At 38.6% G+C, this 13,068-nt stretch carries 13 protein-coding genes and 2 tRNA genes; 11 read left to right on the top strand and 4 right to left on the bottom strand.

Features of this window, described 5'->3' with window-relative positions; genetic code table 11:
• Positions 1 to 27 precede the first annotated feature (27 nt).
• The 5 genes from tpiA (at position 28) to G3RUM_RS01820 (ending at position 2,087) form a co-directional block, all read left to right on the top strand.
• Entirely contained in the window at positions 28 to 798 is a 771-nt protein-coding gene (gene tpiA, locus G3RUM_RS01800) for a triose-phosphate isomerase (protein ID WP_129734803.1), read from the top strand.
• On the top strand, positions 795 to 1,418 hold the full coding sequence (locus tag G3RUM_RS01805) for a hypothetical protein (protein ID WP_206660895.1): 624 nt from the start codon (positions 795 to 797) through the stop codon (positions 1,416 to 1,418). Before tpiA ends, G3RUM_RS01805 begins: the two co-directional genes overlap by 4 nt.
• Before the next feature lie 23 nt (positions 1,419 to 1,441).
• Positions 1,442 to 1,813 (top strand): hypothetical protein, encoded by a 372-nt coding sequence (locus G3RUM_RS01810; RefSeq protein ID WP_129734807.1) that lies wholly within the window; start codon positions 1,442 to 1,444, stop codon positions 1,811 to 1,813.
• A gap of 42 nt (positions 1,814 to 1,855) precedes the next feature.
• Positions 1,856 to 1,932 (top strand) — tRNA-His (locus G3RUM_RS01815).
• Positions 1,933 to 2,012: 80 nt separating this feature from the next.
• A tRNA-Gly gene (locus tag G3RUM_RS01820) sits at positions 2,013 to 2,087 on the top strand.
• Between the two features lie 571 nt (positions 2,088 to 2,658).
• Here G3RUM_RS01820 and G3RUM_RS01830 read toward each other — a convergent pair.
• Genes G3RUM_RS01830 through G3RUM_RS01840 form a run of 3 tightly spaced genes read right to left on the bottom strand, consistent with a single transcriptional unit; the run spans position 2,659 to position 6,094 of the window.
• Positions 2,659 to 3,150, bottom strand: a complete 492-nt coding sequence (locus tag G3RUM_RS01830) for a hypothetical protein (RefSeq protein ID WP_129734811.1) — start codon at positions 3,148 to 3,150, stop codon at positions 2,659 to 2,661.
• A gap of 47 nt (positions 3,151 to 3,197) precedes the next feature.
• A complete protein-coding gene (locus tag G3RUM_RS01835; RefSeq protein WP_129734813.1) occupies positions 3,198 to 4,244 on the bottom strand; it encodes a leucine-rich repeat domain-containing protein in 1,047 nt (348 codons plus the stop codon).
• A gap of 20 nt (positions 4,245 to 4,264) precedes the next feature.
• Positions 4,265 to 6,094 carry a hypothetical protein gene (locus tag G3RUM_RS01840; protein ID WP_129734815.1) on the bottom strand — a complete coding sequence of 610 codons (1,830 nt, stop codon included), beginning with the start codon at positions 6,092 to 6,094 and terminating at the stop codon, positions 4,265 to 4,267.
• 949 nt (positions 6,095 to 7,043) lie between these two features.
• Here G3RUM_RS01840 and G3RUM_RS01845 point away from each other — a divergent pair.
• The gene (locus G3RUM_RS01845; RefSeq protein ID WP_129734817.1) at positions 7,044 to 7,610 is read left to right on the top strand and encodes a tyrosine-type recombinase/integrase; all 567 of its coding nucleotides are present in this window, start codon (positions 7,044 to 7,046) and stop codon (positions 7,608 to 7,610) included.
• Between the two features lie 17 nt (positions 7,611 to 7,627).
• On the opposite strand, the gene G3RUM_RS01850 is transcribed toward G3RUM_RS01845, so the two are convergent.
• Positions 7,628 to 10,009 (bottom strand): NB-ARC domain-containing protein, encoded by a 2,382-nt coding sequence (locus G3RUM_RS01850; protein ID WP_129734819.1) that lies wholly within the window; start codon positions 10,007 to 10,009, stop codon positions 7,628 to 7,630.
• 312 nt (positions 10,010 to 10,321) lie between these two features.
• On the opposite strand from G3RUM_RS01850, the gene G3RUM_RS01855 reads away from it, so the two are divergent.
• From G3RUM_RS01855 to G3RUM_RS01875, 5 genes are all read left to right on the top strand, one after another.
• On the top strand, positions 10,322 to 10,918 hold the full coding sequence (locus G3RUM_RS01855) for a hypothetical protein (RefSeq protein ID WP_129734820.1): 597 nt from the start codon (positions 10,322 to 10,324) through the stop codon (positions 10,916 to 10,918).
• Positions 10,919 to 11,114: 196 nt separating this feature from the next.
• Positions 11,115 to 11,567, top strand: coding sequence for a hypothetical protein (locus tag G3RUM_RS01860; RefSeq protein ID WP_129734821.1), 453 nt, complete (start codon positions 11,115 to 11,117; stop codon positions 11,565 to 11,567).
• A gap of 23 nt (positions 11,568 to 11,590) precedes the next feature.
• A complete protein-coding gene (locus G3RUM_RS01865) occupies positions 11,591 to 11,974 on the top strand; it encodes a hypothetical protein (RefSeq protein WP_129734823.1) in 384 nt (127 codons plus the stop codon).
• Complete coding sequence (locus G3RUM_RS01870) at positions 11,974 to 12,273, top strand: hypothetical protein (RefSeq protein ID WP_129734825.1); 300 nt, start codon at positions 11,974 to 11,976, stop codon at positions 12,271 to 12,273. The genes G3RUM_RS01865 and G3RUM_RS01870 overlap by 1 nt, the downstream gene beginning before the upstream one ends.
• Positions 12,274 to 12,417: 144 nt before the next feature.
• The gene (locus G3RUM_RS01875; protein ID WP_129734827.1) at positions 12,418 to 13,065 is read left to right on the top strand and encodes an MT-A70 family methyltransferase; all 648 of its coding nucleotides are present in this window, start codon (positions 12,418 to 12,420) and stop codon (positions 13,063 to 13,065) included.
• Positions 13,066 to 13,068: the final 3 nt, after the last annotated feature.

Here is a 13,068-nt window from a genome sequence, read left to right on the forward strand (position 1 = left end):
TACATTATAACATGCTATAATAAGGTTATGAAAACTTATATTGTGGGCAACTGGAAGTTGAATTTTACGGTCGGAGAGGCTTCCATCTATCTTCATAAGCTGTTAAAGGCTTTACCAAATTACAGAGATATAGACGTAGTAGTGGCGCCTTCAACGATTGCGTTACAGCCTTTGTCTTTGCAGGTGGATAGGCACAAGATAAAGTTGGCGGCCCAGAATGCATTTTATCGGGATTATGGGGCGTTTACGGGGGAGACGGCGTTCTCCCAGTTGAGGGGGGTTGCGGACTATTCGATAATTGGCCATTCGGAACGGCGGTATATTTTTGGCGAAGATGATAAGATGATTGCAAAGAAGGTAGCTGCAGCGATTCGCAACAGAATTACTCCGATTTTATGTATTGGTGAAACAGAAAGTGAGCGAGCTTTTGGCGAGACGGCGGATGTGATTCGTGACCAGCTAATAGGTGGTTTGTCGGAGGTGGCAGATGATAATGTAGATAAAGTGATTGTTGCCTATGAACCGGTGTGGGCGATATCATCTTCGAAAGTGGCAAAGATGGCTACGCCGGATGAGATTGCGGAAGTTGTGAAGTTGATTAGGGCGAACTTAAAAGAAGTTTACGGAGAAAAGACGGCAAAGGAAATTCCAGTGTTGTTTGGTGGCAGTGTGAGTCCGGCTAACGCAGGAGCTTATTTGATGGTACCGGGGGTAAATGGTCTTTTGATAGGTGGATCTTCCTTGATTCTGAGTGAGTTCGTTGATATAATCGAGACAGCTAAAAGAACTAGATCATGAATAAAAGATACATGGATTTTGTGCCAACGAAGCCGGCTAAGACGCCGGTAAAGAAGGCTGTGGCGCGAAAATCTGTTACGAGTGGTGGGGTTGCTTCTAAGCAACTGGTACGAGCAAAGGCATCACGGAAAGATGATGTGCTGAAAGCGGATGCCGATACGTTTTCGCTGAAACGAGAACCAGAGTATGGGGTGATTGAGGATTTTCGACCGAAATTTGTAAAAACAGAAGTAGAGAAGAGGCCTTTGTCGCGGGGGCATTTCGCACAGAAAAAGTCTGATTTGGCAGAGGCAAAATCCGTAAAAGTGGCGGCCAAAAAGTTGGAGAAACCGGCGAAGGCTGTGGAAAAACCTGTGGAAAAGTCTGAAAAGCCGGACAAAACAAAGATGAAAATTCCGAAATCGCCGTTTATTAATCAGGGCAAGTTAGAGAAACGACCTTTGTCGAAGAATGTATATGAAAAGGCGATTAAGCCAACCGAAGAGAAAGACACTGGCCCAATTACAATTATTTCGAAACCAGAAAAAGATACTAAAGTAAGTCTGATAGTGACAATAATTTTGACAATTATATTGGGGGCGGCGGCAGGGACGATAGCATTTTTGCTGTTACCGAAATAGAGACGGTTTGATAAGAGGATGCGATGAAGAATCCGTTTCTTAAGTATATAATGAAAGAGAAGAAAGAGGATATTTTCCATTCTTCGGCGTATGGTAAGGTTCAGAGTGCGGACGCGATGGGGACGGCTTCGGTGGAGACTTTTGATGAGCGGATGAAGGTGGAGAGGAATCGACAGATTGTGCGAGGGTATAATGATTCGCGGATTGCCAGTAGGTCTTTTGCGGAAGGTCCACGAGCAAAGAAATATGTACCGTCCGAGAAGAAACAGAGTGGGATGAAGAGGGGTGACAATCTTGGTGATGGTGTAAGGGGTGGTACGAATAAAGCCCCTGCGCAGGCGCCGAGCCAAGTGAAAAGGTCGTTTATACCGCCAATCAGACCAAAGTTTGGCTAAATGGTTGGTTAAAGAGGGAATTGTGGTATAATATGGGGTATGGTGGGATTAGCTCAGATGGTTAGAGCGTCTGATTGTGGTCCAGAAGGTCGTCGGTTCGATCCCGATATCCCACCCCACGGGGTTTTACATTAAAAGCAATATGAGTTGGGAACCGGAGCTTGCGCAAACGGTTCGATCCCGATATTCCACCCCATTTGCGGGCATAGTACAGCGGTTAGTATGCGAGTTTTCCAAACTCGAGATGAGGTTTCGACTACCTCTGCCCGCACCACATTAAGACACCTTATTTGAACGCTGGTGTCATGAGGAAAACCTCTGATTTATCGGGGGTTTTCTTTATTTCTGTATTGAATTGCTAAATCAAATCGTTCAGATAAGCACCAATATTCTCAGTATAGCTTTTTTATGTAAACTAGGAATTATGAATATGCACCATATTATTTGTACGATAGATATATTGACACGGATGTACAGAGGGTGTCCGTTTTAATAATTGCTTTGAAAGATTTAATCTGGTTTCTATTTTTTAAAGTATTATTCCATAATGATAAAACAAATTTAGATACAAGAACAACCGCCATTTCATTGTTAAGTAAATGATGGCGGTTGTTGTTTTTATGTAAGAATTGATTTCTGTTTGTATTATTTTTTAAACCTATCAGCGAGACTTTCCTGCTGTGGGGGATTCTTTTTCTCATCTGATTTCTTTTTTGCGTTTCTGATTGCGTCCTCGGCTTTGTTTGCGCCTAAATTGATAAGGTATCTTATCGAAAAGATAACCGCTATCAAACCAATTGAGATAAGAATAATAGTTAAAGTCGGATTCATGATTAGCCTCCTGATTAAAAGAATTTTGTTTTTGTGCTGACGTCCATTTTTCTGTTTTCAACGGTTGTTGCCGAATCGAGAGACAAAAATATCTTCTCGATGGTTGTAACGAACGCGTTCATAGAGTTTACGTCATAAGGCATTCCTCTATGTGTTTTCCAAACAGGGAAATATAGCTTAAATTTATTTTTGTCGCCTTGTGTCTCCAAGCAATCAAGCTCTGCGTTCCAAGAGTGACTGGACTTAAATACGATTGCCTGCTTTCCGCCTGCGTTGTAGTAAATCTCCACCGAGCTGTCAGAAAAGCTGTTATTCTTAACAGCCGCTTTGACTTGTTCATATGTAGCTGTTGTGGTGAAGTATTCCGCACTCTCCCAAAAGCTCATTTGCCGCTGTATAATCTTTCCTTCTCTTGCCATTTGATCTGTTTTCTTTGCATTTGAAACGCCTACAGCGATTCCAATTCCAACTACAGCTACTATAATAAGAATGATTAACCAAGTCATACTTTGTTTCCTTTCCGTTATTTATATTTGTCATAAGACTAAACTGACTAATAAGCGTTATAATGAATCGTTTTATCCTTTAAATAAAAATCATCAGTTCCCGATATAGCAGCCCATTCAGATTCATTGCCTTCATAGTAGATTTCAGAAACACTTGCTTCATCGAAATAGAAAACATTCTTGCCAAAATAATCCATTGTTTTGGGTATATATACCGACTTTAAAGCATCGTCGTTAGCAAATGCCATTTCGCCTACACTTGTACATTTTTTCCCGAATGCAATACTCTCTAATTCAAGGCAATTACCAAAAGCATATTCACCGATTGCAGTAACAGAATCAGGAATAAAGATATTTTTAAGCTTTTCACAATTTGCAAAGGCAAAGTCTTTTATTTCTGTGATATTATTTCCCAAAATGACGTCTGTAAGGTTGGTGCACTCATAAAAAACATCCTCACCAAGTTTGGTGACAGAATCAGGTATAGTAACCGATGTTAATGCATAACAACAACGAAAAGCGTTATCACCAATTTCTTCAATATTATCATGAAACAAAACATTTGATAGGCTCTCGCAAGATATGAACGTTTCTTGCTTTATTTCAGTTACCCCTTCTGGTATTTCAATCGATTTAAGACTTTTGCACGAGCTAAAAGCGGCACTATCAATGTTTGTTACACCCTTTCCAATTGATACCTCGGTCAAATTACTACATCTTGCAAATGCTCTTTTACTAATGCTCTCAACACCATCACCAATAACAATCGAAGTTATCATTTGAGTTGTAAAATTGTTTTGCCAATTTGTACCCCATTTGATTTCATCCATTTGTCCTGTGCCGATTATATAAAGTACACCGTCATCCGTTAAATTCCATGTCAAATTATCTCCACATGTACCTGAATCAGAAATATTCCCTATGATTTGAGGTTCAGCATCTGTAAAAAGCTCCTCATCTGTGTTCAAAGTGGGTGAAGAAATAACCGAGGTCGGTGTTTTATATCCATTTTCACTATTAGTGCTGGAATTTGAGCACCCAAATAATAGTACAACTATAATCATCGAAATTGCTAAAGATATATTCTTTTTCATTTTGGATTTCCTCCTAATTTTTAGCTAACTCTTGTCAATTCAACGATATCCGAGCCGTTGAATATATCTATATTGTTCTCGTCAATGATTTTAACCGTAAAGCTAACAGTATCAGCAAGTGGACTGGTGCAGTCGAGTTTATAGTTATCGCCGTTTTTATAAAAAGCGTATGTATCTTTCGGGCTGAAGAAGTTGCAGTTTGTTCCGTCAAATGAAATGATAGAACCTTTCTGCGCTTGACCAAAAGTGTATTCTCCTACGTTTTTCCACTTGCCGACGATGGAAAACTCGTTGATAGTTTGATAGATTTTGGTTGCTATCGTTTCTGACGTTTCTGTAGCTGTTGCATTAGGTTTTATTCCTGATTTCGATACCTCTTCATAATTGCTAAGTATGATAACCGTGTTTATCGTTGACCCATCTATACCTGAAAAACTATCAAACTTATCGGTTTTGGCGTTTTTAATCTTTCGAAAACCATTATGTACAGTGATTTCACCAATAGCATAATCTTCACTCAATTGGTTTATCTCATTTAATGATGTTTTTTCTCCAGCGGGTGAGATGATAACATCTTCGTTGTCAATTTTTGCTTGTATATATCCGTGCCACGCCGGGAAGGTACATTCGTCAACCTTTATTGGTTTATATTGTTCCTTTCCGTTTTTATTAACCACAGTAACATAATACTTTTTGTCCGCACCTTTAATTTTTAATGCAGCCAATCCATTAGAAAAGCCATCACCCTGCTCAATATTCCATTCAGATGGGTATTCGGCTATCAATCTTCCATCGTAATCATAGATGCCTTTTTTGATCTTGTAGTATTCGTTATCCTCAGTGTTATTAATGAGTCCTTCCGATAAATAGTTTATTTTTATATTTGGACCCCAAATAATCTTTTGATTATCACAATAGCTCATCCACTTTTCATAGTTAGTCAAATCGCTTGGTGCAATAGAGCGTATTTCACTGACTGAATCATCCCATCTATCACTAGTTGTAGTTGATCCAATAGTTTTACTATCTTCAAATACATCATAAAAACGCAGGAAAGGAATACCCTTAGAAGTTGCACCTGTTTCTTCGTAAGTTTGAAACAACTCTTGATTGTTTTTGTTGTAGATCATATCAAGATAACCGCCAAGGAAAATCCCTTCTCCATAATACCTAAACGAACCGGTAAGCCATTTGCTCTGATAGTCATCATCAAACACATACTTTTCTTCCAGCTTTGTTTCTTTCTCAATTTCACCGGATGTATTCATTTCGCATATGTATCCAGTATTTGACGAAAAGTCTGCAACCTGTTTTACAATCAGAATAGTTTCATCACCGTAACCCCAGTAAAAATAATTTATTGTATCGTCAGTTTCTCGACTGTCAAAAACTACATTTCCTTTGTTGTTAACAATAATCATTCCCGGTTTGGCTTTTGAAAATCTGCTGCTATTGTCTACGTGTAGACAGGAAACGCCATCTTTAAATTCAGATGCCGTTATTGAATACCATCCATCTCCAACTTCGGATTGTTTAATGTTGTACACTAGGTAACCATTTGTATCAATAACACCGTAATTTAATTCATTATCGTTATCTACATATGTTACCCACGCTCTATCTTCAGAGAAGGGCGTGATTATCTCTTTGATTGAATGTCTTGATTCTACAATCGGTTGGACTTCTGTGGGTGCTTCAGTCGGCGCTTCTGTTATGCGCTCGGTAGCCTGCTGTACACTAGATCCTTTAGCCTCGGTATGCTCTGATGTAGTGTCGCTATTGGTTTTTGAGCAACCAACTAATAACACTATCATTGCAAATGTGATGATAATTGACAACGCTTTATTCATTTAAATTTTCCCCTTAAAATTTGATTTTTTATTTTAAACATATTGTTTATAAGGATAATGTGAGTATCCATGTGATAAACTTATAATAAATGAGGTTGCCTAATTCTCGGCGGAATCAAAAATATCAACGCAACCATATGACTATTCAAAAGGTCATACTTAATCTGACAAAGAATCCACGTAAACGATTTACTGTTCTCCGAGTTGCGAAAGAAACAAAATTAAGCAAAAAAACTCTTTACTCTCATTACACAAATATATACAATGCACCGGAGGAAATAAAAAAGGAGATTTCAAAGAGCTATGGAATTGAACTTAAAAATCAGTATAGTTCACTGTCAAAAATTATCGTTGATAACAACGAGCGGCTATTTTATATTATGATGATATTTATGGCGCACAACAAGGATATTTTTATCCCAATATGTAATAACCTAGCCAACCACACGATATTATTTGAGATGATGAAAATAACATTCCCACATTTAAGTATAATTTGGTTCCCGCTGAACGCTCCGTCTCCGATAATAGGTAGCGAAAAAGCTGATATGTACTTAAATATGTGCGTTGAGATATTAAGCAGATGGGGCTCTAGAACAAAATGCAACATACATAAAAGCAGACGTTATGTCAGGCGACTCTTGATTCTTACATCCGAAGCTTCTATGAGATGTAAGTGAATTGTTCTAAAGAAAAATGAGTATACAATCTCTAATGTAACATTTTTTGGATTCTGTTAAATACTATAACATATTTCCTATTGATTTTCAATACGATATCAAAAGTTTTAAGAAGTTGTTACGTGAAACTCCCCAATTACTACATATTTAACGCGCCAAGTGATTGGACAATCTCCCTAAAGAAATGTAACAATTTCCAAAGAGTGTTAAAAGCCCCTTACCTTAGTGCGTTACAATGTGTTTACACTAAGATAAGGGGGCTATTATTTATGGCTAAAACCGAACCAATCAGAGATAAAGAACAGTTGAAAGCATTAAGCGAATACTTTTTGAGGCAGGGAAATTTGCGGAATTATACCTTGCTAATCATGGGGATATATACTGCCGTTAGGATCAGTGATCTTCTCAATCTCAGATGGAAAGATGTATATAATCAGGAAAGAGATGAATTTAGGCAGCATTTGTCGTTAGTTGAGCACAAGACCGGTAAGCGCAGATCAATTGCTTTAAACGATCATGTCATTAAAGCTTTAAATCTATATCTACCCTGCCGTAAAAGCGAATATATTTTTGATAACGGACGTGGCAAACCAATCAGTAGAGTACAGGCGTGGCGTATTATGCATGAAGCCACATTAGACGTTGGGATTGACGATACTATCGCTTGTCATGGGCTAAGAAAAACATGGGGATACCATGCATGGACAAGCCAACAGGTATCCCCGGTTGTTATTATGGATATTTATAATCACAGCAATTACGAAGTCACCAAACGCTATCTCGGCGTAGAGCAGGATGATTTGGATCAGGCGTATCTAGAGATGAAGCTACTATAAAAAGCACTATTATTCAGTTATTGAAGATTGTATTTGGATAAATCCTTACACGCTGATACACGCCAAGAGGGATCTCCATCTAGTTTATATGAATCTGTTTCATCATTATCCCACACATCTATTGCTGCTTTAGCGGATGGGAGTCGGGGAGAATCGGTGAAATCACGAATTTGAGTGCATTCATATATGTAATCTGTCTGTGATTGCCTACGTTCAGAGGGCGTTGGGTATCTTCTCCAGATAATGAAATTTCCTAATTGCCATGACAATCGGTTATAAAAGATTCTTTCGTAGTAGAGCATCTTTTCTTTAAGATGGGTGATATCATCAGTACCGTAAATGTATTTTGATATTTTAAACCAAATACTCATACCGCGTTTTATCATATCTTCATCTGAATACTTTAGCAAACGGACAAAAACGGGATATAGCTTTACGGTTTCTTCTAATAGAAGATCTACACTGTTAAACTCCGGATCTATGGGGTGATCGGATATTGAATCAATAACGGTTTCAACAATATTCATCTTATTTTCAAGCGCCAGTCGCTCATATTTGTTATATGACTCTTTATCGCCGTGATAATCATATATATCGGCTTTGAATGAATAAATTGAAAAATCATCTTTTTGTCCTACTGCAAACTCATCCCTTATTATTTCTGCAAGCATAGGGTGCATAATCAACACTTCACCATCCCAACTGGCTAACGAATACTTTGTTAATGACCGTATGGCTTCGCCCCGTTCTAATTCATCTTGCAGCATTAAAAATGATTCGCTAGGATACTCAATGATGATATTTCCTTTGTTTTCTTCTGATATACACTCCCATTTTTCGGAATAATCATCACAAGCTTCAATCATTTTATACATATGTACAGAGGAGTTCCCAACAAAACCATCTTCAAAGGAATTGGTTGGGTTTTTGCCTTGTTTTATCAAAGTACGATAATATTGCAGCAATTCGTCTTTCAGACCCTTATAATAATCCGAAAAGCTCTTGATTGGGAAATATTCCAGTTTGTACTTTGCGCAGATTTCAAGCAGATATAGTACCTTATTATATTCTTCAGGGTTCTCTCTTAATTTATCCAAAGTGATTTTAAAAGCTTGCCGAATAGTCATTTCGGCGTAGTCTTTTTTATCAAACAACTTTGTTCCTTGCCTATCCCACAAGTCTAAGTAGTCCTTATAGGATATCTGTTGTGTGGCAATATATGAGCCGACATAATCAAGCGCAAGGGGTAAATAACCAAGTTTTTCGGCTAACTGCTTTGCGTTAGCGTTTCGTTTACGTCCTGATTTTAATTCTAAATACTCCAATGCTAACGAAGGATTAAACAAATCAATTTTGATACGTTTGATCCCATGAAACTCGCTGTTACAGCGAGTTGTAATCAACACTCTTCCTGTATTAGCGGATATTAGTTTCGTAAGAGCATTTTTTGCAATAACAGCATTTTCATTATCTTTATCCAAATAGTCTGCATTATCTATAATCAATAGGTAGTTTGCTCTTGAGTTAATAAAACGATTGAAAGCAATTAACACAGAATCGTAGTCATCTAATGTGTTGACATCAGAATCTTTATCGTTTTCTTTCAAAAAGGTTTTGCAATCATCAATAAGTTTCGATATATCAGTTGCGTTTATCCAGACTACCGTATTATATTCGTCCCTGTTAAGATAAGCATATTTCAATGCAATTTGTGTTTTTCCAACACCTCCCATACCATACAGTAACTGGATACACGGGCTATTGTCATTATCAAAGTTTTCCTTGATTTTATTTAATATATCTTCACGTCCACAGAAAATGAGGTTTTCGATTCGATTTACAAAGAAAATCTTATTTGCATACTTTGACTTTAATGTAATGGCTATGCGAGTTCTTTTACCGGGGATTATCATTGTATATTTAATACAAGCATACTTGAAAAACGAAGCTTTCTCCGGTTTATCCATAAAATGTTGGATTAGGCTGTTGAGTCGTGCATCCTCTGTTTTATATAAATCTTTCGCCTTAGATTTCAACTTGTTTTTAGGGAGGTCTCTATTATTAACAGATAATGAGCCAAGATCACTTCTTTTGCCTTTGTAGTTACTTTCAACAAAAAACTTTTGTCGTCTTGCTTCTGCTCCCAAGGCAAAATAATCGCTATACAGTCCCGTGCAATAAAAAACAATCTCAGAGTCGATGGACTCCTCAAACTTGTCATATGTTAATCCAATCCAAAACGCCTTTGCACATTCTTTTTCATCGTATTGGTCTGAGCTCATCTGTGGATAACCGATTTTTGCTCTTTCGAAAAGAAACTTTGCGGCTTGAAGATAGCAGCCTTCCTTAAGCGCCTCAATAATATGGGTGTATAATTGTGTGGGTTTTTGTTTCGGCACCAAATTCACCCCCTGCAGTAATGTCGTTAGTATTATTTTAGTCTATTTAGAGACTTTTTTCAACAGGTAGTTTAATTTAATCATTTTCAGCAGAGATAGCACAATATATTGTGTTGCTATATAGCATAAACACAATATATTGACATTTTTTCAAATGTGTGCTATAATACAATCATAGAGCTTATGTTAAAAGCTCTATAGCAACTTAAAAGCTTATTGCTGAATGTCCCCGGATTATTGCAGATTTCGCTTGTTTATTGTAGACAGGCGATGATGCAATAATCTATTATTATAAATAAGGGGGACATATCAATGAAGTTCAAACAGTATTTTTGGGATGATTTCTACGGAAAGATCATTTGCGGTTTAAAGGACGGAGACGCTGACGAAATTCACGAACTTGAACATGAGGCATACAATTATTCAGTTGCTGATTTCAGTCAGATGAAAATATCTTTCTCCTCAGTGGACGATCAGCTCGTGACGCTCAAGGGAAAAGATGGTATTTCAAATGATGATCCAATCGGCTTTAAGTACGATTGTGATGAACAGGATGACTTCTGGTTTACTCAAAACTATAGTCAAATAGTCAGAGGTAAAGTGCCTGAATGGAAGCCTGTTCTGATTGGTATACCTTATGATTCTGAAATCATGCTCGTATATTTCCACGCTGACGAAGACGGCGACTTTGACACCGCCGAAAGGATCCAGATTACTTATCTGCCCCATAACCTCAGTATCAGGATTTCCATTGAAAATGATGATCTGATGTACGTTATTAGAAATATTTCAACCGAAATAGGCAAAATGGATATATTGGTAGAGGAATATAGAGGCAAAGATCTGCTGAGAACAAGTACAATCGGCGAAGATGAAAACGGCGGATTTGAACTGATTGAGGAAGTATAAGCAGGAGAGCTCACGGTAACGTGGGCTCTATTTCTTTTGTGTAGTTTTCTTCTGCTATTTTCTGCTATTTTCTGCTGTGATAGAATTACCGAGAAATTGAATTGACCTTTGTTTATTTGTACAGTAAAATGAGCTCGAGCTCAAGAGAAAAAACAAAAATTCAAAGTCCCGGCGCCGAGACGGAAAGGATCTAAAAATGATTACCGAAAACACACTCGCCGAAGACCTTATCATCAACAAGATGAAAACCCTGACCGAAGGTACCTATGACGCTGTAAAGGAACTCCCATGTGATCAGTTTGGTACGATTATCTCTATGCTGATAACAATGTGGTGTTCCCGCAACGAGGTAGATACTCTAAAAATCCTTAAGGCATTAGATATCGTACTAACGGAAGAACACGATAACGCTATCGCCTGCGACTTGGAACAGCAAGGAGATATTATTTTGCCGGAATCAGAAGCGACCTATGAGGTTCGCAATTCCAATGGTAGCTTGCTGTTCAGAGCGACCTACAAAGACAAGAACTGGATCATAGAGGTTAAGAAAAAGGAGATCATTACCAGACTTGCCCTTTATGATGACGGTGATATGAACATCATCAACTATAACATCAATGATAGAGCATTGGTAGACGCACTATCATAATTCCAAATTAAATAGTATCATCTGTGAGACCGCAAGACGGCAGTGCAGATACCTTAATGGTATCTCCTGCCGTCTTTTTTGTTCTCAAATATCTGAATGAAAGGATTTTTACAATGAAGAACAGAATTGTTCCCTATGAATCTAAGAGCACTTCCGTTACCCCTATTAACGTACAGAATTCAGGTGGGTCTCTTGCTCAAAGGACTTACGCTGCCGCAGAATTGGATGCGTTTCGTGATCAGCTGAGAGCAGCTCTTGCTAAACAGGCAATGGATAATACGGCTGTGTTGTCATTAGCGGAGGAACACTTTATCAGACTTGCGCCTACGGGTAAAGCTGAATACCGCCTCATCGTGGAAACCTATGCCCGTAAAGCGTTGGCAGAAATTGTAGGAGGTGACTGGTAATGTGGGAAATAATCGGACTGCTTTTACTGATTCTCGCCGTCGTTATTGGAATTGCTTTTCTCGGTGATTGGCTTGCTGACTTCAACAACTATTCTTCTAATGATCCACCGCGCGTAGAACATAAAAATCAGCACTATGATTATGAGTATGAAAAGGCTAAGGCGGTATATAACGCCGCCGGTAAGAGTCTGAAGCTCAATATGATGCAGATGGAGGCTTTTCGCCAGATGTCAGAAGCGGCGGAAAAGCATTGGAAACAGCCTCACCAAGATTCTATGTTTGACGACATAGATCTGTAATTTGATTCCAGCCGATACAGAATAGTCAAAAAGTATCCAAAATGGTTACTTTTTGGTTATTCCATCGGCAAGAAACTCTAAAGGCTATGATATAACCGTTGCAAACGCATTAAAAACATATTTTAGAAAGGAAGGCAAATATTTATGCCGAAACATAAGATTGAGAAAGAAGCACCGAATGATTATCGTGTGCCTGAGAATATTCCTGCAATTCCTAAGGCGGCTACGATATTGGTAGATTTCCCGTGGTCAAAAGGACAGGGTGGGCATTTTGGAGCCATTGAAAAATATGACCTGATGTCTATGGATCGCATTCTTAAATTCCCACTTAAAGATCTCACTGCAGATAATTGTACATTGTGGTTGTGGACAACAAATTCCTGTTTACCGGATGCTCTGAAAGTCATTAATGAACAAGGCTTTACCTATCGCGGTTACTACGTATGGTGTAAAGCTAAACTAGGGCTCGGTTCTCAATATCTCCGCCAGTGCACAGAGCTATGTGTCGTGGCGACACGCGGAAAAGTTAAGTTCAATAATCACTCCCAAATGAACTGGGGGATCATGCCGACAACCATACATAGCGAGAAGCCGAGAGAATTTATTCCGATTATTGAACGTTTGTGCGACCCTCCGTATATGGAACTTTTCTGCCGTAAGCGCCCATCGAGCAATCAGAAATGGCTATGTTGGGGATCGGAAACTGAGGGCGGGGCGGACTTCTTTATCCCCGGATACCCTGTCCCCAAATACTCCTTTGAGCAAAATAGCGGTGAACAGGAGGAGGTGTGATGC

The organism is Candidatus Nanosyncoccus alces, from assembly GCF_004138395.1.
In the GTDB taxonomy this organism is placed as follows: domain Bacteria; phylum Patescibacteriota; class Saccharimonadia; order Saccharimonadales; family Saccharimonadaceae; genus Nanosyncoccus; species Nanosyncoccus alces.

What these genes read in the sequence shown, in the direction of transcription:
- tpiA (WP_129734803.1), top strand. Translation starts at nt 28, where the DNA reads ATGAAAACTTATATTGTGGGCAACTGGAAGTTGAATTTTACGGTCGGA.
- G3RUM_RS01805 (WP_206660895.1), top strand. Translation starts at nt 795, where the DNA reads ATGAATAAAAGATACATGGATTTTGTGCCAACGAAGCCGGCTAAGACG.
- G3RUM_RS01810 (WP_129734807.1), top strand. Translation starts at nt 1,442, where the DNA reads ATGAAGAATCCGTTTCTTAAGTATATAATGAAAGAGAAGAAAGAGGAT.
- G3RUM_RS01830 (WP_129734811.1), bottom strand. Translation starts at nt 3,150, where the DNA reads ATGACTTGGTTAATCATTCTTATTATAGTAGCTGTAGTTGGAATTGGA.
- G3RUM_RS01835 (WP_129734813.1), bottom strand. Translation starts at nt 4,244, where the DNA reads ATGAAAAAGAATATATCTTTAGCAATTTCGATGATTATAGTTGTACTA.
- G3RUM_RS01840 (WP_129734815.1), bottom strand. Translation starts at nt 6,094, where the DNA reads ATGAATAAAGCGTTGTCAATTATCATCACATTTGCAATGATAGTGTTA.
- G3RUM_RS01845 (WP_129734817.1), top strand. Translation starts at nt 7,044, where the DNA reads ATGGCTAAAACCGAACCAATCAGAGATAAAGAACAGTTGAAAGCATTA.
- G3RUM_RS01855 (WP_129734820.1), top strand. Translation starts at nt 10,322, where the DNA reads ATGAAGTTCAAACAGTATTTTTGGGATGATTTCTACGGAAAGATCATT.
- G3RUM_RS01860 (WP_129734821.1), top strand. Translation starts at nt 11,115, where the DNA reads ATGATTACCGAAAACACACTCGCCGAAGACCTTATCATCAACAAGATG.
- G3RUM_RS01870 (WP_129734825.1), top strand. Translation starts at nt 11,974, where the DNA reads ATGTGGGAAATAATCGGACTGCTTTTACTGATTCTCGCCGTCGTTATT.
- G3RUM_RS01875 (WP_129734827.1), top strand. Translation starts at nt 12,418, where the DNA reads ATGCCGAAACATAAGATTGAGAAAGAAGCACCGAATGATTATCGTGTG.